Origin of the sequence: Curtobacterium sp. USHLN213 (assembly GCF_037144815.1) — a bacterium.
Lineage (GTDB): Bacteria > Actinomycetota > Actinomycetes > Actinomycetales > Microbacteriaceae > Curtobacterium.
Genome location: NZ_JBBCYQ010000004.1, coordinates 305,594 through 329,012, shown reverse-complemented (window position 1 = coordinate 329,012; position 23,419 = coordinate 305,594). Strand labels below are relative to the sequence as shown.

The following is a 23,419-nucleotide window of genomic DNA, read 5'->3' as shown; positions in this document are numbered from 1 at the left end:
GGAGTGGAACGATGACCGATTCCGTCTACGACATCTCCGTGCCCGGCGACGAGCCGGTCGCGGGGTGGCACCCGGGCCGTCCCGGCCACGAGGTCGGTGGTCGCCGCGCCGCCCGGCTCGCGGCCGCAGCGGCGCAGCAGCCGACGTCGCCGGCCGTGGAGGCGCAGATCGCCCCCGCCTCGGCCGCGCCGGTCTACGACCTGTCGGGTGACACCGCCTGGCCGGCTCCGGCTGCGCCCGTCGCCGGTGCCGCCGCGCCCTCCGCGAACGTCCCGAGCGGGTCCTGGCCGGCTCCGTCCGGCGACCCCGTCGCCGTGCCGGTCGCGCAGCCGCACACCCGCCCCGCGACGCCGTCCGCAGCCGTCCCGCCGTCGACCGCGTCCTACGGCTACGCCGACGCGGTGACCCAGCACCTGCCGGTCGTGCCGGCGGAACCGACCACGATCCTCCCGACCGTCGCCCACGTCGCGGCCACCCACGTGCCCGCGCCCGCCGGCCACGACGAGATCAACTTCACCCGCCACGCGCGTGAGGTCGCCGACCCCGACCTCATCACCGCGCTCGCCCAGGTCGTCTACCAGGGTGCGTCGGACCTCCACCTCACCGCGGACGCGGCCCCGACCGTGCGCGTCGACGGATCCCTGCGACCGGCGGTCCCCGGCGGGCCGTGGGCGCGGAACAAGGTGATCGCCGCCCTCAAGACCCTGCTCTCGGTGGAGCAGGCCGGGCAGTTCGACCACGAGCAGGAACTCGACTTCGCGTACTCGCTGTCGCCCGAGTACCGCTTCCGCGTGAACTACTACCAGCAGCGCGGGAACTGGGGCGCGGCCTTCCGCATCATCCCGACCAAGATCAAGACCCTCAAGCAGCTCGGCATCCCCGAGCACGTGGGGGAGTTCGCCAAGCTGCCGCGCGGACTCGTGCTCGTGACCGGGCCGACCGGTTCCGGCAAGTCGACCACGCTCGCCGCGCTCATCGACCTCGTCAACGAGACCCGGGCCGACCACATCGTGACGGTCGAGGACCCGATCGAGTTCATGCACGACCACAAGAAGGCGATCATCAACCAGCGCGAGGTCGGGGCCGACACGCACTCGTTCGCCGCCGCCCTGAAGCACGTGCTGCGCCAGGACCCGGACGTCATCCTGATCGGCGAGCTCCGCGACCTCGAGACGATCTCCGTCGCCCTCACCGCGGCCGAGACCGGCCACCTCGTGTTCGCCACCCTGCACACGCAGAGCGCTCCCGGCACGATCGACCGCGTCATCGACGTCTTCCCGCCGCACCAGCAGGGGCAGATCCGGACGCAGCTCGCCTCGACGCTCGAGGGTGTCGTCTGCCAGACGCTCGTGCCGAAGGCCAACGGTGCCGGCCGGGTCGTCGCCACCGAGATCATGAGGACCACCCCGGCCATCGGGAACCTCGTGCGCGAGGGCAAGACGTACCAGATCACCTCCGCCATGCAGGCCGGGCGTGACATGGGGATGCACACGATGGACCAGGACCTCGCCGAGCTCGTCAACGTCGGCACCGTCACGCGGGCTGCCGCGATGGAGAAGGTGCACGACCACGAGGGCTTCGACCGGCTCGTGCAGCGCGTCGAGTCCCCGTCCGACTCCTCGGCCGCCGCGATCGCCGCGTCCGAGATCGACTTCGGCGACAAGTACTCAGGAGGCCACTGATGTCGCTCGCCTACGACTACCGGGGGCGCGACGGCGCCGGGAAGCTCGTCAAGGGACGGCTCGACGCGTCCTCCGAAGGAGCGGTCGTCCAGCGTCTCCGGGGCATGGGCGTCTCGCCGATCGCCATCACCGAGGCGAAGCCCGGCACCGGACTGCAGACCGAGATCAAGATCCCGGGGTTCGAGAAGGGTGTGGGGCTCAAGGACCTGGCGATCATGTCGCGTCAGGCGTCGACCATGCTGACGTCGGGGCTCTCCCTGCTCCGCGCGCTGTCGATCCTCGCCGACCAGACGGAGAACAAGAAGCTCAAGGTGATCCTCGGGAAGGTCCGGGACGACGTCGAGCGCGGTGTCTCCTTCTCCGACGCCGTGGCGAAGTACCCGGTCGACTTCCCCCCGATCATGATCAACATGATCCGGGCGGGTGAGACCGGCGGCTTCCTCGACCAGGCGATGGACTCCATCGCGACGAACTTCGAGAAGGAGCACAAGCTCCGGTCGACCATCAAGTCGGCGATGACCTACCCGGTCGTCGTGCTGGTGATGTCGCTGCTCGCGGTCGTCATCATGCTCATCTTCATCGTGCCGATCTTCCAGGACATGTTCTCGAGCCTCGGCGGGCAGCTGCCGGTGCCGACGCAGATCCTCGTGACGATGTCCCACGCGATGCGGTGGCTCGGACCCGTGCTGGCCGTCGCGGTCGTCGTCGGGTGGCTCTGGTTCCGCGCCAACAAGAACACCGATCGTTTCCGCGCCGTCCGTGACCCGCTGATGATGCGTCTGCCGGTGTTCGGCCCGCTGACGAAGAAGATCGTCATCGCGCGGTTCGCACGCAATTTCTCGAACATGATCGGGGCCGGCGTCCCCATTCTGCAGGCATTGCAGATCGTCGGTGAAGTCTCGAACAACTTCGTCGTGCAGAAAGCACTCGAACGGGTTGCGGAAAGCGTTCGGAAAGGTGAATCGATTTCCGCACCGCTGGCAAATGAGAAAGTATTCCCGAGCATGGTCTCGCAGATGATGGCGGTCGGTGAGGACGCGGGTTCGCTCGAGGTCATGCTCGAGAAGATCGCGATCTTCTACGACGCCGAGGTCGAGGCGACCACAGAGTCCCTGACCGCCCTCATCGAGCCGTTGCTCATCGCGTTCCTGGGTGTGGTGGTCGGCGGGATGATCGTGGCGCTCTACCTGCCGATCTTCCAGATCACGTCGCTCGTCAAGTAGGAGCGGCTTTTCGCTACCCCTCGTGCGGGGGAGGAAGTACCCCCACTGCCCCCGGGAGTGGGGGTATTTCGTTCCCCACTTGCCCCCCGTTCTCGGGATTCCGCCCGGAATTGGCCCTGAATACTCTTGTCAGCGGCGGCGAGCACGCCCCGAACAATCTTCCCATCGCATTCCCGAAAGAATGGAAACACCATGTACTTCGCTCTCATGGGCAAGCTCGAGGCTCGCCGCAAGGGACTCCTCGAAGAGGACGAGAAGGGCTTCACGCTCATCGAGCTCCTCGTCGTCGTGATCATCATCGGCATCCTTGCCGCGATCGCCATCCCGGTGTACCTCAACGTGCAGAACAACGCGAAGGACGCCTCGGTGAAGTCGGACCTCGCCAACGCGAAGACCGCGGTGATCGCGTACCAGACCGACAAGAACGGCGCCCTGCCGGCCGCGACCGACGTGAACACGACGACCCTCGGCCAGTACGGCTACACGGAGAGCACGGACAACAAGCTGACGTTCAAGTCCACCGGGACCACCACGTTCTGCATCAGCGGCGTCGGCGCGACGAAGACGTCCTACAAGATCACGGACAGCACGTCGGCCGTCGCCGGTACCTGCTGATCCAACTGATCGCCTGAAGGGCGGTCCGTCGTCGGACGGACCGCCCTTTCGCTCACCCGAACACCGACCAGGAGGTGACCATGATCCAACGACTGCGGAACGTCCTCAGCCCGCGCGACGAGCGCGACGGCGAGGCCGGCTTCTCGATCATCGAGGTCATGGTCGCGATGATGGTGTTCGCGGTGATGTCGGTGGGCATCGCCTACGGCATCGCGAACACCCTGCAGCTCACCCAGACGACCCGCGGCCGTGAGACCGCGGTGGCGCTGGCCTCGCAGGACATCGACACGCTCCGGCAGACCGCCGCGGCGTCGACCGCCGGGATCTTCAAGGTCGTCGGCAAGGCGGGCGCCGACAACCGGAAGACGGTCGGCAACGTCGAGTACCGGATCGACCGTGCGGTGTCCTGGGTGCAGAGCGACGGTGCGACCGGAGCCTGCGGGACATCGACCGGCAAGCTGGCCTACAAGAGCGTCGTCGAGACCGTGAGCTGGCCGAACCCGCGCGGCGGCGGCACGAGCTCGACCTCGGTCACCTCGGCGATCGCCCCGAGCGACGCCGTGACCGACCCCGGCTACGGCACACTCATCGTCTCGGTGGCGACCGCGTCCGGTGCCCCGTACGCGGGCGTCGGCATCACCGTCACGCCGGTCTCCGGCGGCGGTGGCTCCGCGCTCACCACGGCGGTCCAGCCGACCGACGCACAGGGCTGCTCCTACGCGGTCAACGTGGCGCCCGGCGACTACACGGTCACCGCGAACACCACTGGTGGCATCGACACGAACCAGGCGCAGCCGTCCTCCCAGTCGCCGATCACCGTCTCCGCCGGCGCGAGCTCACCGGTCCCGTTCGTGTACGACCGCGCGAGCCAGCTGACGCTGCAGTACGCGAAGGGCTACAACGCGACGCTCCCCACGAACATGGTGACGGTGCTCTCCTCGACGGTCGGCGGCCTCGACACGGTCAAGCCGTGGGACGTCACCAGCACCTCGCTCGCCGTCACGTCCGCCTCGACGCCGAGCCTGCCGGTGTTCCCGTTCACGTCGGGCTACACCGTCTACGCGGGTCCGTACTCGAACAGTTCGGCGTCGTCCTCGAGCTGTCTCAGCCCGAACCCGTCGGCATGGTCGACACCGAATCCCTCTGGGGCGGTCGGCTCGGCACCGGGGACGATCGAGACGTCACCGGGGGTGCCGTCCTCGGCGTCCGTGATGATGGGCGTCGCGACGGTGAAGGGGGTCAAGAGCCGCTACGTGACCGCGGTGTCGTCCTCGAACCCCGCTGCTGGTGACCCGGGGTGCTCCGCCGGCATGACGATGAAGTTCCCGCTCTCGTCAGCGGACACGGCGACGATCGCCCTGCCCTTCGGGACCTGGACCCTCTACTCGGGGACGTCCTTCGGCGCGACGACCAAGAACGAGATCGCCTCGAACGCCTCGAACGTGAACGCGGTCACGAGCGGCCGCGTGAACCAGAAGAGCGCGCTCGTGGTCATCAGCTACGACAACACGCTCACGCTCGACCCACGAGGGCAGACGTCGTGACCGGGGCCCTCCGTCGGCTGCACGCCGACCAGTCGGGCGTCACGCTCTCCGAGCTGCTGGTCGCGGTGAGCGTGGCGATGGTCATCCTCGTCGCCGTCGGCGGCTTCTTCACCGCCACGCTCCGGGCCGGTTCGACGAACACGACGTCCGACCAGAACGCACGGTCGGCGTCGATCGTGATGAACTCGCTGACCCGGTACGTCCACGCGGCGAGCCTGTTGCCGAAGGCGGACGGCAGCTACGCCGCGGCGCTGACGGAAGCCGCGCCGACGCGGACGACCTTCTACGCCTACATCAACCTGGACGGCAACAGCACCGACAAGCCCGTCCAGATCCGGTACTCGGTCAACGCTGCGAAGCGGATCGTCCTGGACCAGTGGGACGGCACCGCCAACAACGGCTTCTGGACGTTCCCCGCGACCACGCAGACCCCGACGCGCAGCGTCGTCGTGGGTGGACCCGTCGCGTCCCCCACGGTCGACGGCGACCCGCTGTTCGAGTACCTCGGGGCCAACGGCACGACCGTCCCGACGCAGTCGGACGGCACGCTCGCCGCGACGCAGCTCGGGAACGTCCGTGCCGTGCGCGTGAACCTCGAGCTCGGCTCGTCGACGGCCGGCCTGTCCGGGAACACCCACATCCAGAACACCCTGTACCTCTTCAACGTGGTCTACGGGACGAACACCGGAGGGACCCCGTGAGGCGGATCCACGCACTCCTGGACCGGGCCCAGCGCGACGAGCGGGGCATGATCCTCGCCAACGTGCTCATCTTCGGCACCGTCATGATGCTGCTCGTCGCGACCATGATCGCCGTGTCGACGTCCGGCGCCGTGAAGTCGGCGACCGACCGCAACTTCCAGAACGCGATCGCCGCCGCGTACGCGGGGCTCGCCGACTACCAGTCGAAGCTCTCGAACGACAACGGGTACGCCCTCTACGGCAACGCCGACGCGCAGTTCAGCAAGGACAGCGGGTCGACCTTCAGCGGACAGAACGGCAACGACGCCTTCTCGAAGTGGGCAGCGGTCGTCGGGTCGACGGACCAGTGGTACCGGTACGAGGTCGACAACTCGAACTACTCGTCGAAGGGCGTCCTGAAGGTCCGCGTGACCGGCAAGTCGGGCGGCAGCGTGCGGTCCCTGGTCGCCAACCTCAAGGGCGACGGCTTCATCAACTACCTCTACTTCACGAACTACGAATCGTCGAACCCGGCGATCTCGGGCAGCTCCTGCACCACCATGTACCAGTGGCAGAGCGGGACGAAGTGCCAGGCGGTGCAGTTCGCCGGGACCGACGTCCTGAACGGTCCCATCAGGACGAACGACGTGTTCACCGCGGCCTGCTCGACGGTGTTCAACGGCACCGTCGAGCAGCACGACACGAGCGTCCGCCCGTCCAGCGGGACGTGCAGCGGCGTGTTCAACGGCGGCGCCGCGACCGCGGTGCCCTACCTCGGGCTCCCCGCGCTGAACTCGAACATGTCGCAGGAGACCCGCACGGACACCCCGACCACGGTCCCTCGTCCCGGCTGCCTCTACACCGGGCCGACGCGGGTGTCGTTCCTCGGCAACGGCAAGATGACCGTCTGGTCGCCGTGGTCCAAGGCGACGCAGATCCAGGTGGTCGCGTCGACCGGTGAGGTCAAGGCGGGGGCCGACCTCGCGAAGTCCGCCGCACTGTGCGGGACCATTTCGGACCTGCAGAGCGCTGCCGGTGCCACCATCACGACCCTCCCGGCGAACCTCATGTACGTCCAGGACGTGCCGACCGCCTCGAACAACGCCAACTCCTGGGCGGCGAACACTTTCCCCTCGAAGTACACGAACACGTACTGCACGACGACGGTCACCGTGCGATCGAACGGGACCACGACGACCACGACGAACCAGCCCTTCAGCAACGGGCAGGGCTTCCCGGCCGCCGGCGAGTGGATCAACGGCGGCACGTCGGGTTCGTACGCGCAGACCGGGTCGGCGTCGGACACGTACAGCTGCTCGGCGGGGGACGTGTTCGTCAGCGGCGCGTTCGCCGGTGCCATGACCATCGCGTCGTCCGGCACCATCTGGGTGACGGACGACATCACCTACGTCAGCGCGACGAACGACATCCTCGGACTGGTCGGGCAGAACGCCGTCGAGGTCTACAACCCCGCACGCTGCACCTCCTACCCGACCGTCTACCAGTGGGGCGTCGGCAACGTCACCGACACCACACGCTGCAACCAGAGCGGCGTCCGACTCCTCAACCGCTCCGGCGGAGAGTCCCTGACGATCAGTGCGGCGATCGCGAGCAACGCGGGGACGTTCTGGAACCAGAACTACGACATCGGGTCGAAGCTGGGTGTGCTCAAGGTCATCGGCTCCATCGCGCAGAACTGGCGTGGACCCGTCGCGACCACGGGCAGCACGGGGTTCTCGAAGAACTACGTCTACGACCAGCGCCTGCTGACCACTGCGCCGCCGAAGTTCCTCCAACCCGTGTCGACCTCCTACGGCGTGACCACGCAGGTGGAGGTGCAGGCGGCGTTCAAGGCAGACGGCTCGTGCGCGACGACCAGCACGGGGGCGTGCAGGTGATCGGCGCGGGCGAGGTCCTGCCGATCGTCGTCGTCCTCGCCGGCGTGCTCGGCCTGCTCGTCGGCTCCTTCCTGAACGTCGTCGTCCACCGCGTCCCCGCCGGCCTCTCGGTGGTGTCGCCACCGAGCTCCTGCCCCGGGTGCGGACACGCCATCCGGCGTCGGGACAACGTGCCGGTGCTCTCCTGGGTGCTCCTGCGCGGACGGTGCCGGGACTGCGCGGAGCCGATCTCGCCTCGGTACCCGATCGTCGAGCTGTCGACCGCACTGCTGTTCGTCGCGGTCGCGGCCGTCGCGGTCTCCGGACCCGTGGTGATCGGACCCGTCCGTGTCCCTGCGGCCCAGGCGATCCTCCTCGCGGCTCTGCTCTACCTCATGGCGATCTCCGTCGCCCTCGCGCTGATCGACCTCGAGACGCACACCCTGCCGAACGCGATCGTCTACCCGTCCGCCGTGGTCCTCGTCGTCCTCCTGGTCGTTGTCTCGGTGCTGAGCGGAGACTTCGCGGCCCTCGGCCGGGCCGGGATCGGGGCGGTGGTCCTGGGCGGCGCCTACCTCGCGCTGGCCGTCGCGGTCCCGGGCGGGATGGGGCTCGGCGACGTGAAACTCGCCGTCGTCCTCGGGCTCGTCCTCGCGTACCTCGGATGGGGACCCCTCGCAGTGGGTGCTTTCGGCGCCTTCGTGGTCGGAGGTACCGTCGCGATCGCGCTGGTCACCACACGACGTGCGCGATGGCGCGGTGGCGTGCCGTTCGGGCCGTCGATGCTGATCGGCGCGTGGATCGGCATCGTCTTCGGACACGCTCTCTGGACCGCCTACCTCGGGGTCCTCGGAGTCGCCTGACGCCTCCTCCACCGACCACTCCTCGACGAAAGCAGCAACATGGGCAAGAGCATCGTGGGCATCGACATCGCGGGATCCTCGATCCGCGCGGTCGAGGTCGCGAACGCCGACCGCGCACGCCCGACCGTCCTGCGGTTCGCCGAGGTCCCGACCCCGCCGGACGCCGTCAGCCGTGGCGAGGTGCTCGAGCCCAACACGGTCGCGTCGGCACTGCGTTCCCTGTGGTCCATCGGCCGGTTCCGCTCGAAGGACGTCGTGCTCGGCATGGGCAACCAACGCGTGCTCTCCCGCGACCTGACCGTCCCGGCCGCACCGTTGGCGCAGATCCGCGAGAGCCTGCCGTTCCAGGTGCAGGACATGCTCCCCGTTCCCGTCGGCGACGCGATCCTCGACTTCTACCCGACCGCCGAGGCGATGAGCGACAACGGTCCCGTCGTGCACGGCCTGCTCGTCGCGGCGATCAAGGACGCGGTGCTCGCGAACGTCAAGGCCGCGCAGCTCGCTGGCCTCAACCCGGTCGGCGTCGACCTCATCCCGTTCGCCCTCACCCGCGTCCTGGTGGGTCGGCCGGGGCTGCACGGCACCACGGCGCTGGTCCAGCTCGGCGCCGACACCACGACCGTCGTCCTCGTGAGCGACGGCGTCCCCCAGTTCGTCCGCATCATCCCGACGGGCGGGAACGACGTCACCAAGACGCTCGCCGCCGCGCTCGACATCGAGTTCGGACAGGCCGAGGTCGTGAAGCGGCACCTCGGCATCGGTACGGGCGCTCGCACGCCGGACGACGCGCGCGCCGTCTCCGTCATCGCCGACGCCGTGACGGAGCTCATCGCGAGCCTCCGGAACACGATCAGCTACTTCGTCAACACGCGCCCGGGCGACCACGTCGAGCGCATCGTCCTCGTGGGCGGTGGCGCTCGCCTCGTCGGCCTGCCGGAGGCGCTCGCCGCGCACACCCACCTCCCGGTGCAGCGCGGCTCGGCATTCGCGGGGGTCGACCTCGCGCGGTCGATCCCGGCGCAGGACGTGACGGACCACGAGGACGCGATCGCCGTCGCCTACGGGCTGGCAGTGGGGAGTCGAGCAGCATGACCGCCACCGACGTCCGGGCCGCAGCGCCCGAGGACACCACCGGACCCGGGCGGGGTCGCGCTCCGCGCGGCCCGCGCACGACGGCGTCCATCTCGATCGCGGGGCGTGAGCCGCGGGTCGACCTCCTCCCGCCCGAGGTCCACACGGAGCGCCGCGAACGGGCCATCGCGCGGCGCGCCTGGCTCGGCGTGATCGTCGCCGCCGCGGTCGCGGCCCTGGGCTCCGGCGGCGCGTACGTGCACCAGCTCGACACGGCGCAGTCGTACCTGTCCGCGCAGAACGAGACCACCTCGCTCCTGCAGCAGCAGCAGCGCTACTCGGAGGTCCGCTCGGCCGAGAACGACACGGCCCTGCTCGAGGCCGCCCAGTCCGTCGGCGGCTCCACCGAGATCGACTGGAGCTCGACACTCGCGCAGCTGAAGTCGGTGCTCCCCGCCGGCGTCTCCATCACCGCGATGACGATCGACTCGGCGGACTCCACCGAGTCCTTCGCACAGTCGACCGTCCCGTTGCAGGGGTCACGCGCAGCGACGATGCAGCTGACGATCCAGAGCCCGAGCATCCCCTCGGTCCCGGACTGGACCGCTCGCCTCTCGCAGCTCCGTGGCTACGTCGACTCGACGATCACGTCGGTCGCGCTCGAGGAGGACACGGGGCAGTACTCGGCGACCATCCAGGCGCACCTCGGCGCGAAGGCGTTCGACGGCAAGTACACGAAGGACGGATCGAAGTGAACAAGAACCGTCTCTCCCTCATCATCGCGTTGGCCGCGACGCTGGCCGTCCTCGCGGGCGGGTGGTTCCTCGGCGCACAGCCGCAGCTCGCACAGGCGTCCGACAACAGCGCCCAGCAGGCTGACATCGACGCGACGAACGCCCGGAACCGCGCCGAACTCCACCGACTCGAGGAGGCGTACACGTCGCTCGACGCGACGAAGGCCGAGCTGGCTGCCCTGCGGGCCTCGGTCCCGTCCTCGACCGACACCGCCTCGCTGCTGAACCAGCTGAACGGCGCCGGCGCTGCCAGCGGCGTCACGGTCACGTCGATCACCATCGGTGACCCCAAGGCGTACGCCCCAGTGGCCGCGGCGGAACAGGCCCCGTCCGCGAGTGCGTCACCGTCGTCGACGGCGTCCGCGTCGGCAGCGCCGACAGCCGCAGCGACGCCCGAGGCGCCGGCCCCGCACAGCGACGCCCAGATCACGAGCGCGAACTTCGTGGTCGTGCCCGTGACGGCGGCCGTCAAGGGGTCGTACGACCAGGCACTCGCCTTCACGAAGAACGTGCAGAACGGTCAGCGGCTGTTCCTCGTGAACGGGGTCGCGGCGACGAGTTCCGACTCGGGCGGCGACCCGATGGCTGACCAGTCGTGGTCGCTCTCCGGGTACGTCTACGTGCTCGCGGACCCCGCCACGAACGGCTGATCCGACCCCCACCAACTGGGGTCCGACGCGCCACGCCGCACCCTCTTCCGCACGGCCTCCCGCTGTGCTTACGATGCTCCTGAGCCCGCGCTCGCGGCTGCTCGTCCCTCTCTCGAACGGTCGCTCGAAACGGCCGTTCCTCGTCGTGCCCGGAGTCGCGCGTGTTGGCTGGAATCGTGGAGTTCCTCGGTTGGTTCGGAGCAGTAACCGTCCTTGCTGGTTACCTGCTCTTCTCGATGGGCAAGCTCCCGAACGGCCCGGTGTACCAGCTGTTCAACCTCGTGGGCGGGCTCGCCGTGGCGATCAACGTCGCGGCGCACCACGCCGTCCCGTCGACGATCGTGAACGGCATCTGGGCGATCGTCGCGGTCGTCGTGCTCGTCAAGATGGCGAAGGCCCGTCGTGCGGCGAAGCGGGGTGCCCCGTCGACCGAGACGCCGGTCCTCCACGCCGAGCCGCCGGCGACCACGGCGGTCCTGCCGATCGTCGGACCGGCGCTGCGCGACCACGAGACGGAGGCGACGCCCACCGCGGCACCCGCGCCGCGCCTCCAGGGCCCGGACGGCGACGCGACCAGCGCGACCGACGCGACGCACGCGACCGACGCGACGCACGCGACCGACGCGACGCACGCGACCGGCACGCCCGACGCGACCAGCACGACCGACGCCCCGACCGCAGCCGCGCCGATGACCGAGTCCATCCCGGTCATCACGGCCACGATCGCCCTCGCGCTCGTCGCCGCAGCGCAGGAGCACGCCGACCAGCAGGAGCTCGCAGCGCAGGAGCACGCCGACCAGGCGACCCACGCCGACCCGACCCACGCCGACCCGACCCACGCCGACCCGACCCACGCCGACCAGCAGACGCACGCGAACGAGCCGCAGCGCGCAGACGCCACCCCCGCCTGAGCCCCGCCAGCGATACGATCACCGCATGTCCCGGTGGTTGATCGCGACGATGACGTCGATCCTGTTCATCGCGCTCGTCATCGCGGTGACCGGCTTCGAGGCCCTCCTCGCCGACGTCGAGGTCATCTCCCAGCCCGACGCCACCCCGTACCTCGGCCCCGCGATGGTGCTCGGCGGTGCCGTGGTGGTGTTCCTCGCGACCGCGGTCGGCTCCCGCGAGGGCAACCCCGGCGTCACCGGCCTCGTCGCCGCGGCGACCTGCTACCTGGTGATGCTCGGCGTCGGGGCGGTCGGCTACAGCCTGGTCCGCAGCGACCTCACCGAGCTGCTCGTGTTCCCGGCCGGCTACGCACTCGGCCCGTTCGTCGTCGGTTCGGTGGTCGTGGCACTCCTGTGCGTCGTCGGCGGGATCGCCGCGGCACGGCACCAGTCGCGCGCGTCGGGGGTGCGCCCGGAGCCCGGCGATGACGGTGCCCGCCGGTAGTCTTCCTGCAGCACCACAGGACGACGGGGGACCGATGACCGACCAGCACCAGGCCGACGGATGGGGATCCGTCCCGGCCGTGGACTCGATCCGCGGCACGCGGGACGCACCACCGGCGGGGGCGTCCGGAGCGCAGCCCCGGCCCCGTCGTCGACTCGGTCGCGGTCGGCTCGTCAGCATCGTCGCGGGTGGCGCGGCCGTCGTGCTGCTCCTGGTCGCGGGCGTGGTCGGCTACGCGGTCGGCACGTCGACGCACGCCGCCGACCGACCGGTCCGTGCCTTCCTCGACGACCTCACGGCGGGTCGGGTGGGCGCCGCGCTCGACGTGGCGGGCATCGAGCACGACGAACGCGACCTGCTCCTCACCAAGGCCGCCTACGCGAAGGCGAAGGACCGCGTCACGGGGTACCGGATCGCCGCCACGCGTACGGACGGCGACACCGCCACGGTGACGGCGTACCTGCGGCAGGCGGGGCGCGACGTCTCGTCCACCTTCACCCTCGACAGGACGGGCACCGACTGGGGCGTGTTCCCGGTCTGGGAGCTCGAGGCACCGCGGCTCGGTGCGGTGGACGTCAGCCTGCGCGGCCCCACGGGCACGAAGGTGTCGGTGGCCGGGCAGTCCGTGGTCACGTCGAAGGACGGCACGGCGACGCTCACGGCCCTCCCCGGCACGTACGACGTGGCGGTGGACGGTGGCGAGTGGTACTCCGCCAAGGCCGCGACGGCGACGGTCACCGGGTTCGGGGGCACCGCCTCGAGCCCCGTCTCGATGACGACGGAGCTCACCGCAGCGGGCAAGCGGTCCGCCCAGGCGGCGGTGGACGCGTGGGTCGACGGCTGCATCGCCTCGACCGAGGCGGCACCGGCCGGGTGCAGCTTCTACGCCTACGGGCAGGACGCCGCGTACACGTACACGAACCAGAAGTGGACGCTGGACACCCGCCCAACCGTGTCGATCGGCGGGTGGGTGTCGAACGGCTGGCTCGTCACGACGACGTCCTTCGGGCGTGCCACCTTCACGGCGGACATCTCCGGCCCGGGCGGGGTGGGCACGGCGTCCGCCGGGCCGATGAACGTCAACGCCAGCGGGTACGTCACGGAGTTCACGGACGCGGGGGCGACGTTCCGCTCGGCGGTGGGCAACGGCTCGTCCGACACGGGCTCCTGACGCCGCGCACGACGGCGCCCGGTGCGTCCAGGAGGCGCGGTGCCGGCCCGCCACGTCCGTCCAGCGGCCGTGGGTCCGGCCCGCCGCGCCCGGCCGGCGGCCGTGTGTCCGGTCCACCGCGCCCGGCCTGCCGGAGCGCCCCGCGCCCCGCGTGACCACCCACGCGACGCCTGTTCGCCCAGGGCACTCGTCACGCGCCTCCAGGGCGACGCGCCCGGATTGATTTCGCCGGGTTACGCGGGTAATCTCTTCCGGGTGTGCGCCTTCGGGCGTGCCCGAAAAGTCCGGTCCGACCAACGGTCGGCCGGAACACTCCGTCCCCCAATCGTCATCCGCCGTCAGGCGGTGATCAGCGTGGGACGAGGAAGTCGGCGGACCGCGCCGGCCGGAGAACACGAGCGAAGAACCAGGAGAACAGTTGCCTACTATTCAGCAGCTGGTTCGCAAGGGTCGTACGCCGAAGGTCACCAAGACCAAGGCGCCCGCCCTGAAGGCGAACCCCCAGCAGCGTGGTGTGTGCACCCGCGTCTACACCACCACCCCGAAGAAGCCGAACTCGGCACTGCGCAAGGTCGCTCGTGTCAAGCTCTCGAACGGCACCGAGGTCACGGCCTACATCCCCGGTGAGGGCCACAACCTCCAGGAGCACTCGATGGTGCTCGTGCGCGGCGGTCGTGTGAAGGACCTCCCCGGTGTCCGCTACAAGATCATCCGCGGTGCGCTCGACACGCAGGCCGTGAAGAACCGTAAGCAGGCACGTAGCCGCTACGGCGCGAAGAAGGGTTGAGCCAATGCCTCGTAAGGGTCCCGCCCCAAAGCGTCCCGTCGTCGCAGACCCGGTCTACGGCGCACCGATCGTCTCGCAGCTCGTGAACAAGATCCTGCTCGACGGCAAGAAGGGCCTCGCCGAGCGCATCGTCTACGGTGCCCTCGAAGGCGTTTCCGCCAAGAACCAGCAGGACGCCGTCGCGACGCTCAAGAAGGCGCTCGACAACGTCCGTCCCACCCTCGAGGTCCGTAGCCGCCGCGTCGGTGGCTCGACCTACCAGGTCCCGGTCGAGGTCAAGCCGCACCGCGCGAACACCCTCGCGCTCCGCTGGCTGACCTCGTACGCCAAGGCCCGTCGCGAGAAGACGATGACCGAGCGTCTCATGAACGAGATCCTCGACGCGTCGAACGGTCTCGGTGCCGCGGTCAAGCGCCGTGAGGACACGCACAAGATGGCCGAGTCGAACAAGGCCTTCGCCCACTACCGCTGGTAGTCCCGGCACCGTCCGGGCGCCGGTGGTCATGAACCCCGGCGCCCGCACGGACGCCAACCTCTCCTACAACTCTTCCGGAGGAACCCTGTGGCACAGGACGTGCTCACCGACCTGAACAAGGTCCGCAACATCGGCATCATGGCGCACATCGATGCCGGCAAGACCACGACGACCGAGCGCATCCTGTTCTACACGGGCATCACGCACAAGATCGGTGAGGTCCACGACGGCGCTGCCACGATGGACTGGATGGCGCAGGAGCAGGAGCGCGGCATCACGATCACGTCGGCCGCGACGACCTGCTTCTGGGACAACAACCAGATCAACATCATCGACACCCCCGGTCACGTGGACTTCACGGTCGAGGTGGAGCGTTCGCTCCGCGTGCTCGACGGTGCGGTCGCCGTCTTCGACGGCAAGGAGGGCGTCGAGCCCCAGTCCGAGACCGTGTGGCGTCAGGCCGACAAGTACGACGTCCCGCGCATCTGCTTCGTCAACAAGATGGACAAGCTGGGCGCCGACTTCTACTTCACGGTCGACACCATCATCAACCGCCTCGGCGCGGAGCCCCTCGTGCTCCAGCTCCCGATCGGCGCCGAGAACGACTTCGTCGGGATCGTCGACCTCATCGAGATGCACGCCAAGGTCTGGCCGGGCGACTCCAAGGGTGACGTCACCATGGGCGCCCAGTACGAGGTCCAGGAGATCCCCGCGGACCTCAAGGACCGTGCGGACGAGTACCGCGCCAAGCTGATCGAGCGCGTCGCCGAGACCGACGACGCCCTGCTCGAGAAGTACTTCGGCGGCGAGGAGCTCACCAAGGACGAGATCAAGGCTGCGATCCGCAAGCTCACGATCGCGTCCGAGGTCTACCCCGTCCTGTGTGGCTCGGCCTTCAAGAACCGCGGTGTCCAGCCGATGCTCGACGCCGTCATCGACTACCTCCCGTCCCCGCTCGACGTGCCGCCGATGATCGGCCACGACGTCAAGGACGAGGAGAAGGAGATCATCCGCAAGCCCGACGCGTCGGAGCCGTTCTCGGCCCTCGCGTTCAAGGTCGCGGTGCACCCCTTCTTCGGTCGTCTCACCTACGTCCGCGTCTACTCGGGCTCGATCGAGTCGGGTGCCCAGGTCATCAACTCGACCAAGGGCAAGAAGGAGCGCATCGGGAAGATCTTCCAGATGCACTCCAACAAGGAGAACCCGGTCGACAACGTGACCGCCGGCCACATCTACGCGGTCATCGGTCTCAAGGACACCACCACCGGTGACACCCTGTGCGACCCGACCAACCAGGTCGTCCTCGAGTCGATGACGTTCCCGGAGCCGGTCATCGAGGTCGCCATCGAGCCGAACACGAAGGCCGACCAGGAGAAGCTCTCCACGGCGATCCAGAAGCTCGCCGAAGAGGACCCGACGTTCCGCGTCGAGCTCAACGCCGAGACCGGTCAGACGACGATCAAGGGCATGGGCGAGCTCCACCTCGACATCCTCGTCGACCGCATGAAGCGCGAGTTCAAGGTCGAGGCGTCGGTCGGCAAGCCCCAGGTGGCCTACCGCGAGACCCTGACCAAGGTCGTCGAGCGCTACGACTACACGCACAAGAAGCAGACCGGTGGTTCCGGCCAGTTCGCGAAGGTGCAGATCGCCCTCGAGCCGATGGAAGTCACGGCCGAGAAGGTCTACGAGTTCGAGAACGCCGTCACCGGTGGTCGCGTCCCGCGTGAGTACATCCCGTCGGTCGACGCCGGTATCCAGGACGCCATGCAGGTCGGCATCCTGGCCGGGTACCCGACCGTCGGCGTGAAGGCCATCCTCAAGGACGGCGCGGCGCACGACGTCGACTCGTCCGAGATGGCGTTCAAGATCGCCGGTTCGATCGCCTACAAGGAAGCGGCCCGCAAGGCCGGTCCGGCGATCCTCGAGCCGATCATGGCCGTCGAGGTCCGTACTCCGGAGGAGTACATGGGCGACGTCATCGGTGACCTGAACTCCCGTCGTGGCCAGATCGCCTCGATGGAGGACGCCTCGGGCGTCAAGGTGGTCCGCGCGAGCGTGCCGCTGTCCGAGATGTTCGGCTACGTCGGCGACCTGCGGTCGAAGACCTCTGGTCGTGCGGTCTACTCGATGACCTTCGAGACCTACAGCCAGGTCCCGGCCAAGGTCGCCGAGGAGATCATCGCGAAGAACGCGGGGGAGTGACGCTCCAGCGTCTCTCCACAGGCGGGGGTGCCCGGCGACGGGCCCCTCGCCACCAAGTACAGTAAAGACACACACTGCACGCCAACGGTTCACGAACCGGGGGCATGCTCTCCGAGTCCTGAGGAGGACCCACAGTGGCCAAGGCCAAGTTCGAGCGGACCAAGCCGCACGTCAACATCGGAACCATCGGTCACGTCGACCACGGCAAGACCACGCTCACGGCGGCGATCACCAAGGTTCTGCACGACCAGTACCCGGACCTCAACGAGGCCCGTGACTTCGCTCAGATCGACAACGCTCCCGAGGAGCGCGAGCGCGGCATCACGATCAACATCTCGCACGTCGAGTACCAGACCGAGAAGCGCCACTACGCGCACGTCGACGCTCCTGGTCACGCTGACTACGTGAAGAACATGATCACGGGTGCGGCGCAGATGGACGGCGCGATCCTCGTGGTCGCCGCCACCGACGGTCCGATGCCCCAGACGCGTGAGCACGTGCTGCTCGCCCGCCAGGTCGGCGTCCCCTACATCGTCGTCGCGCTGAACAAGTCCGACATGGTGGACGACGAGGAGATCCTGGAGCTCGTCGAGCTCGAGGTCCGTGAGCTCCTCGGCTCGCAGGAGTTCGACGAGGACGCCCCCGTCGTGCAGGTCTCGGCGCTCAAGGCGCTCGAGGGCGACGAGAAGTGGGTCAAGTCCGTTCAGGACCTCATGGCCCAGGTCGACGAGCACGTGCCGGACCCGGTGCGCGCCACCGACCAGCCGTTCCTGATGCCGATCGAGGACGTCTTCACGATCACCGGTCGTGGCACGGTCGTCACCGGTCGTGTCGAGCGTGGCACGCTCGACCTCAACTCCGAGGTCGAGATCGTCGGCATCCGCCCGACGCAGAAGACCACGGTCACGGGCATCGAGATGTTCCGCAAGCTGCTCGACAAGGCCGAGGCTGGTGACAACACCGGTCTGCTCATCCGTGGCCTCAAGCGCGAGGACGTGGAGCGCGGCCAGGTCGTCGTGAAGCCGGGTTCGGTCACGCCGCACACCGAGTTCAAGGCGAACGCCTACATCCTGACCAAGGAAGAGGGCGGGCGTCACAACCCGTTCTACGCGAACTACCGTCCGCAGTTCTACTTCCGCACCACGGACGTCACCGGCGTCATCACGCTGCCCGAGGGCACCGAGATGGTCATGCCCGGCGACACCGTGTCGATGGCCGTCGAGCTGATCCAGCCGATCGCCATGGAGCCGGGTCTCCGTTTCGCCATCCGTGAGGGTGGTCGTACGGTCGGCGCCGGTACGGTCGAGGAGATCGTCAAGTAACTCCGGTTGCCACGCGTCAGCGGGGTCGGACCTTCGGGTCCGGCCCCGCTTTCCGTTTCCCGGGAGTTCGCTCGCGTTCGGCGGACAGATCGCGGGGATCGGAGCACGATGTGGGCCAAGCGGCCGGATCGACCGGCCATCGAGCGGCCGGGTCACCTCCGGCCGGCAGGGAGGCAGCATGGCCGGCTTCGACGACATCCAGAAGAACGTCTCCGCCAAGGCGGAGGAGGTCACCGACCGCGCGAAGGCGTTCGTGGACGAGAACAAGGACAAGATCGAGGAGGCGCTGCAGAGCGACAAGGCGGAGGACGTCTCCGACAAGATCATCCACGGCCTCGCCGACGGCATCAAGAAGGTCACGGGCGGCAAGTTCGACGAGCAGATCGACAAGACCGCGCAGGACCTGGACGACAAGATCGGCAACAACGGCGAGTAGGTCCGACGCCGACGACGGACTGAAGGCGCTGCGCACGACGTGCGCAGCGCCTCCAGTGCCGTCCCGGGCCCGGCCCGATCGTCAGGCCGGCCCGATCGTCGTGGTGACGACCCAGCGGTGCTTGCCGATCGCGCGCTGGCGCGCGAACCCGAACCGCTCGAACGTCGAGAGCGCGCCGTGGAAGAGGAAGCCGGCCGGCACCGTCCCGGCGGGTTCCGGGTAGCCCTCGACGGTCCCGCCGCCGGCGGCGGCGATGAGCGCGAGCGCACCGCCGAGCGCCTCGGTGGCGACCCCCTGTCGGCGGTACCCGGCGCGGACGTAGGTGCAGCCGATGCGCCAGGCGGGATCCGGACCGACCTGCGACCGGTCGTACACGCGACGGTTCTTGATGCGGACGACCTCGGAGACCGGCCCGTACTGGCACCAGCCGACGCACCGCTCCCCGTCGAGGACGAGCGCGGCGTGGGTGGTGCCGGCGAGGACGCGGGCGTGCTTGCGCTCCCGGTTGCACGCGGCGTCCCGTGTCGGCCCCTCGTCGTGGAAGCCGATGCAGAAGCAGCCGCTCGGGAAGCCGTCGCTCGTGCGGCAGAGCTCGTCGAAGGCGTCCCACGTGGACGCGTCGAGAGGACGTACGGTGTACGACGCCATGGCGGCAGCGTAGACGTGCCGGAGGCCTCCTGGGAGGACCGGCGCAGTTGTCCCCACAAGGTGGGACGCGATGTACCCCACTCGGGGTGTTGTTGCGGTTTCCCGCGACTCGATACCGTGGAGTCGCGGGACCGCACCGGTCACGCGTGGTGACCCGAACACCCGCCGTCTCCCGACGCAGGGCCCTGCCTGCGCGGACACTGTCGCGCGCGCTCTGCGGGTCGCCGATCCTCGACCCGAAGGACAAGCGTGTCTGCACTGCACCGTGCCCCCGTGCGCCGCCGCCCCGCCCGACTGCTCGCAGGAGCTGCCGTCACCGCGCTGGTCGCGGGGAGCGCAGTCCTCCTGACGCCGCAGCTGGCATCGGCCGCGTCCCCGTTCCCGACGACACAGCTCTACGCAACCGTCTCGGGCTCGTCCACGGTGTACGCCGTGGACCGGACGAGCGGCGCTGCGACCCCCGCCGTGACGGCACCGAACAACGCGACCGGTCTCAACCAGATCGGCATCTCGGGCGACGGCGACAAGCTGTTCATGACGAACAGCACGACCGTGTTCGAGTACACCGCGTCGACGGAGACGTGGGAGACCGCCACCCGTCCGAACTCGCCGTCGGTCGCGAACCAGATGGGCGGCGTCGACCCGAAGAGCGGCAAGTTCTTCTTCGGTGGTCTCTCGAGCGGCTCGACGTTCACCTTCACGTCGTACGACCCGGACACGAACACCGTCTCGTCGAACGTCACCTCGGTGACGGCGCCGAACCCGCCCGGCACCAACGGCGACCTCGCCTTCGACCGGCAGGGCAACCTGTACTTCATCTCGAGCAGTGCGAGCACGGCGCAGCTGTACCGCGTCAACGCCGAGGACCTCGGTGGGGGCGCCACCACCGCGACCGCGGTCGGCCCGGCCATCACGCCGGCGGCCGCGCTGACGTCGCTGGCGTTCGGCGACGACGGCTACATCTACATCGCCGGCTCGTCGGCCAACACGTTCCTGCAGGTGAACCCGGTCACCGGTGGCACCGTCGCCAAGCGCAGCGTCAACCAGGGTGGCACCGCGCTGAACGTCACGGACCTCGGCTCGCGCGCGGTCCCGTCGACCGGTTCGGCGTCGGGCGGCTTCACCGACGGGAAGGCCAAGCCCGGCGACCAGCTGACGATCGGTGTCGGCGGCGGCGACGTGCCGAAGCCGGCGACCGCCACCACGTCCGACGGCAACGACACCGTCACCGCGGGTCCGATCATCCTGCTGCCGGGCCAGTCCTACACCGTCACGCAGTCGCCCGGGAACCAGGCGACGAACCCCGGTGACTACGACACGTCGTACGTCTGCACCGACCTGACGAGCAACGCCGTCGTGTCCTCCGGCAAGGGGACCTCGGCGCCGTTCACGGTCCCGACGGCCGGCGGAGACGTGAGCTGCGCGTTCTCGAACCCGCTGAAGCCGAAGGTCGAGAACAGCTCCTCCACCGCGAACACCCCCGGCCAGCCCGCGACCGTCGACGTGCTGCAGGGCGCGACGGGTGACATCGACGCCACCACCGTGCAGCTGACGGCTCCCGACGTCGCCGGCGCCACGGTGACCGACGGCGGCAAGACCCTCACCGTCCCCGGCCAGGGCGTCTGGACCGTCGACCGGAGCAGCGGTGCCGTGACCTTCACCCCGGAGTCCGGCTTCACCCGGAACCCGACCCCGGTCACCTACACCGTCGAGGACACCCGCGGGAACCAGACCCAGGGGCAGGTGTCCGTCAGCTACCGGGGCACGGCGCAGGACGACGCGGCGACCACGGACCAGGGCGAGGCGGTCACCATCGACGTCCTCCGCAACGACGAGGGCGGGACGGTCGCGACGTCGGTCGTGTTCCCGTCCGCGGGCCAGCCGTCCGGCGCGGCCGTCTCCGACGATGGTCGGACGCTGACGGTGCCCGGAACGGGCGTCTACACCGTGGACGCGACGACGGGTGCGGTCACGTTCACCCCTGAGCCGACGTTCCGCGGAGACGCGTCGCCGGTGACCTACCGTGTGGCGGACGCCGACGGCGGCACGTCCACGGCGCAGATCGTGGTCACCGCGAAGCCCGTGGGCCCGAAGGCGGCCGACGACACCGCGACCACGCAGCAGAACACCCCGGTCACGGTCGACGTCGCCGGTGGCACCGCTGCCGGCGTCGACCGCGGCACGCCGATCGACCCGACGTCCGTGGTGTTCCCGCGGTCCGGCCAGCCCGACGGCGCGATCGTGTCGGACGACGGCAAGCAGATCACCGTGCCCGGACAGGGCGTCTCCACGATCGACCCGGACAGCGGGAAGGTGACCTTCACGCCCGCGCAGGGGTACACCGGCACCACCACGCCGGTGACCTACCAGGTCGGCGACACCGGCGGCGAATCGGGCACCGGCACCATCGTGGTGACCGTCACCCCGGTCTCCCCGAAGGCGAACCCGGACACCGCGAAGGTGGCGCAGGGCGAACCGACCACCGTCGACGTCCTCGGTGACGACACCGCGGGCAACGCGGGCACGCCCTTCGACCCCGCCACCGTGGTGTTCCCGACCGCCGGCCAGCCGAACGGCTCGACGGTCTCGGAGGACGGCCGGAAGGTCACCGTCCCCGGTGAGGGTGCCTACGTCGTCGACCCGGACAGCGGGAAGGTGACGTTCACCCCGGAGCCGACGTTCCGCGGAGTCGGCTCGGCGGTGACCTACCGGGTCGCCGACGTCGACGGGACCACGACCTCGTCCACGATCACGATCACCGTCGCACCGGTCGGCCCGGTCGCGGAGGACGACGTCACCACCACCGGGCAGAACACCCCCGTGTCGATCGCCGTCCCGGCGAACGACCGGCCCGGGATCCGGGGCGGGACCCCGATCGACCCGACGACGGTCGTGTTCCCGACCACCGGCCAGCCCGCGGGCGCGGTCGTGTCCGAGGACGGACGCACCCTGACCGTCGCCGGCCAGGGCGTCTACACCGCCGACCCGACGACCGGTTCGGTGCTCTTCGCCCCGGCGCAGGGCTGGTCCGGTACCGCGTCGACCGTCACGTACCAGATCGGTGACACGGGTGAGGTGGCGGCGACCGCGACCATCACCGTCACCGTCATCCCGGTGGCGCCCACCGCTGCTCCGGACACCGCCCGGACCGCTCAGGACACCCCCGTGACGATCCCGGTGCTCGGCAACGACACGGCCGGCAACGCCCGCACGTCGATCGTGCCCGGGTCGGTCCGGCTCCTGGGCGCTGACGGCGAACCGGTCACGACGCGCACGGTGCCCGGGAAGGGCGTCTTCACGGTCGACACCACGACCGGTGCGGTCACCTTCACCCCGGCAAAGGCCTTCACGGGAACGCTCGAGGTGCCGTACGCGATCGCCGACGTCGACGGCGGGACGGCTTCCTCCACGGTCACCGTGACCGTCGGTGCAGCGCCGACGGCAGCGAACGACACCCGGACCGGTACCCCCGGCGAGCCGCTGACCGTCGACGTGCTCGGCAACGACGCAGCCGGCTCGACCCCGATCGACCCCGAGTCCGTGCGCCTGGTCGACCCGGAGACGGGCGAGCTCGTCACCACCGTGACGATCCCGGAGCAGGGCACGTTCACGGTGCACCCCGACGGGACGATCACGTTCACGCCGGTTCCCGGCTTCAGCGGGACGGTGACGGTCCCGTACTCGGTCGCGGGTGACGACGGGAGCCGCACCACCGCGACCCTGACGATCACGTACCCGGCCGCGCCGGCGGTCGCAGCCGACCCCGCAGCGGGCGCCGGTGTGGTCGCGACGGGCCCGGGTACCCGCCAGCTCGCGTTCACCGGCACCGACATCGCGTGGCAGGGGTCCATCGCGGCGCTCCTGCTCCTCGCGGCCGGCGGCACGATCCTGTTCCTGCGTCGCCGGAAGCAGGCGAACGGGTAGTCCGGTCGGATCCGACCCATCGGCGGACGGGAGGCGCGGTGCCGGCTGGCACCACGCCCC

Annotated in this window: 20 protein-coding genes; 19 read left to right on the top strand and 1 reads right to left on the bottom strand. The window is 69.5% G+C overall.

Going from position 1 to position 23,419, the window contains the following annotated elements; translation table 11 throughout:
• The first annotated feature begins 11 nt into the window (after positions 1-11).
• The 18 genes from WFH25_RS08050 (at position 12) to WFH25_RS07965 (ending at position 18,787) form a co-directional block, all read left to right on the top strand.
• Positions 12-1,682, top strand: a complete 1,671-nt coding sequence (locus tag WFH25_RS08050; RefSeq protein ID WP_336697334.1) for a PilT/PilU family type 4a pilus ATPase — start codon at positions 12-14, stop codon at positions 1,680-1,682.
• A complete protein-coding gene (locus tag WFH25_RS08045) occupies positions 1,682-2,905 on the top strand; it encodes a type II secretion system F family protein (protein ID WP_083295163.1) in 1,224 nt (407 codons plus the stop codon). The genes WFH25_RS08050 and WFH25_RS08045 overlap by 1 nt, the downstream gene beginning before the upstream one ends.
• Before the next feature lie 192 nt (positions 2,906-3,097).
• On the top strand, positions 3,098-3,520 hold the full coding sequence (locus tag WFH25_RS08040) for a type II secretion system protein (protein ID WP_336697333.1): 423 nt from the start codon (positions 3,098-3,100) through the stop codon (positions 3,518-3,520).
• An 80-nt stretch (positions 3,521-3,600) separates the two neighbouring features.
• A complete protein-coding gene (locus WFH25_RS08035; RefSeq protein ID WP_229085552.1) occupies positions 3,601-5,064 on the top strand; it encodes a prepilin-type N-terminal cleavage/methylation domain-containing protein in 1,464 nt (487 codons plus the stop codon).
• Entirely contained in the window at positions 5,061-5,765 is a 705-nt protein-coding gene (locus WFH25_RS08030) for a PulJ/GspJ family protein (protein WP_071302480.1), read from the top strand. The genes WFH25_RS08035 and WFH25_RS08030 overlap by 4 nt, the downstream gene beginning before the upstream one ends.
• 47 nt (positions 5,766-5,812) lie before the next feature.
• Positions 5,813-7,642, top strand: a complete 1,830-nt coding sequence (locus WFH25_RS08025; protein WP_139201901.1) for a hypothetical protein — start codon at positions 5,813-5,815, stop codon at positions 7,640-7,642.
• Positions 7,609-8,484, top strand: coding sequence for a prepilin peptidase (locus tag WFH25_RS08020; RefSeq protein ID WP_336697330.1), 876 nt, complete (start codon positions 7,609-7,611; stop codon positions 8,482-8,484). The genes WFH25_RS08025 and WFH25_RS08020 overlap by 34 nt, the downstream gene beginning before the upstream one ends.
• Positions 8,485-8,523: 39 nt before the next feature.
• Positions 8,524-9,576: a type IV pilus assembly protein PilM gene (gene pilM, locus WFH25_RS08015; protein ID WP_336697329.1), complete on the top strand. Its 1,053-nt coding sequence runs from the start codon at positions 8,524-8,526 to the stop codon at positions 9,574-9,576.
• A complete protein-coding gene (locus tag WFH25_RS08010; protein ID WP_336697328.1) occupies positions 9,573-10,310 on the top strand; it encodes a hypothetical protein in 738 nt (245 codons plus the stop codon). The genes pilM and WFH25_RS08010 overlap by 4 nt, the downstream gene beginning before the upstream one ends.
• A complete protein-coding gene (gene pilO / locus WFH25_RS08005; protein ID WP_071302483.1) occupies positions 10,307-10,999 on the top strand; it encodes a type 4a pilus biogenesis protein PilO in 693 nt (230 codons plus the stop codon). The genes WFH25_RS08010 and pilO overlap by 4 nt, the downstream gene beginning before the upstream one ends.
• A 176-nt stretch (positions 11,000-11,175) precedes the next feature.
• A complete protein-coding gene (locus WFH25_RS08000; protein WP_336697327.1) occupies positions 11,176-11,910 on the top strand; it encodes a CBU_0592 family membrane protein in 735 nt (244 codons plus the stop codon).
• Between the two features lie 25 nt (positions 11,911-11,935).
• Positions 11,936-12,394 carry a DUF6121 family protein gene (locus tag WFH25_RS07995; protein WP_070417675.1) on the top strand — a complete coding sequence of 153 codons (459 nt, stop codon included), beginning with the start codon at positions 11,936-11,938 and terminating at the stop codon, positions 12,392-12,394.
• A 34-nt stretch (positions 12,395-12,428) separates the two neighbouring features.
• Positions 12,429-13,565: a hypothetical protein gene (locus tag WFH25_RS07990; protein WP_336697326.1), complete on the top strand. Its 1,137-nt coding sequence runs from the start codon at positions 12,429-12,431 to the stop codon at positions 13,563-13,565.
• A 418-nt stretch (positions 13,566-13,983) separates the two neighbouring features.
• Positions 13,984-14,352, top strand: a complete 369-nt coding sequence (rpsL, locus tag WFH25_RS07985; RefSeq protein WP_017885540.1) for a 30S ribosomal protein S12 — start codon at positions 13,984-13,986, stop codon at positions 14,350-14,352.
• Positions 14,353-14,356: 4 nt separating this feature from the next.
• The gene (rpsG, locus tag WFH25_RS07980; RefSeq protein ID WP_022903294.1) at positions 14,357-14,827 is read left to right on the top strand and encodes a 30S ribosomal protein S7; all 471 of its coding nucleotides are present in this window, start codon (positions 14,357-14,359) and stop codon (positions 14,825-14,827) included.
• 87 nt (positions 14,828-14,914) lie between these two features.
• On the top strand, positions 14,915-17,029 hold the full coding sequence (gene fusA, locus WFH25_RS07975; RefSeq protein WP_070417677.1) for an elongation factor G: 2,115 nt from the start codon (positions 14,915-14,917) through the stop codon (positions 17,027-17,029).
• Between the two features lie 134 nt (positions 17,030-17,163).
• Positions 17,164-18,351, top strand: a complete 1,188-nt coding sequence (gene tuf / locus WFH25_RS07970) for an elongation factor Tu (protein ID WP_070417678.1) — start codon at positions 17,164-17,166, stop codon at positions 18,349-18,351.
• 178 nt (positions 18,352-18,529) lie between these two features.
• Complete coding sequence (locus WFH25_RS07965) at positions 18,530-18,787, top strand: Rv0909 family putative TA system antitoxin (RefSeq protein ID WP_071295208.1); 258 nt, start codon at positions 18,530-18,532, stop codon at positions 18,785-18,787.
• Positions 18,788-18,868: 81 nt separating this feature from the next.
• On the opposite strand, the gene WFH25_RS07960 is transcribed toward WFH25_RS07965, so the two are convergent.
• Positions 18,869-19,435: a GNAT family N-acetyltransferase gene (locus WFH25_RS07960; protein WP_336697324.1), complete on the bottom strand. Its 567-nt coding sequence runs from the start codon at positions 19,433-19,435 to the stop codon at positions 18,869-18,871.
• 249 nt (positions 19,436-19,684) lie between these two features.
• On the opposite strand from WFH25_RS07960, the gene WFH25_RS07955 reads away from it, so the two are divergent.
• On the top strand, positions 19,685-23,359 hold the full coding sequence (locus tag WFH25_RS07955) for a beta strand repeat-containing protein (protein ID WP_336697323.1): 3,675 nt from the start codon (positions 19,685-19,687) through the stop codon (positions 23,357-23,359).
• Positions 23,360-23,419: the final 60 nt, after the last annotated feature.